Here is a 252-nt window from a genome sequence, read left to right as displayed (position 1 = left end):
AGGTGCCGATGGAGTTGCCCGGCGCCACGGTGCCGCCGCTTTTGGCAGTCAGCGAGCCGATACGGCCCGAGCCACCGAGCACGCCGGCCTGGCTGACGGTGACGTCGGAAGTGACCGAGCCATTAATCGCCAGCAAGCCCTGGTTGACCAGGGTCGGCCCGCTGTAGGTGTTGGTGCCGCTCAGCACCAACGTACCGATGCCTTGCTTGGTCAGGCCGCCATGGCCGGAAATGTCATTGCTCCACACATCCA

Annotated in this window: 1 protein-coding gene; it reads right to left on the bottom strand. The window is 65.1% G+C overall.

The features are described from left to right. A partial coding sequence (locus ABS784_RS17195; RefSeq protein WP_352513419.1) for an autotransporter-associated beta strand repeat-containing protein occupies window positions 1–252 on the bottom strand: 252 nt, incomplete at both ends.

This window comes from Geobacillus sp. G4 (assembly GCF_040327975.1).
In the GTDB taxonomy this organism is placed as follows: domain Bacteria; phylum Bacillota; class Bacilli; order Bacillales; family Anoxybacillaceae; genus Geobacillus; species Geobacillus thermoleovorans.
The sequence above is the reverse complement of the archived record's forward strand: the minus strand, read 5'-3'. Positions and strand labels throughout refer to the sequence as shown.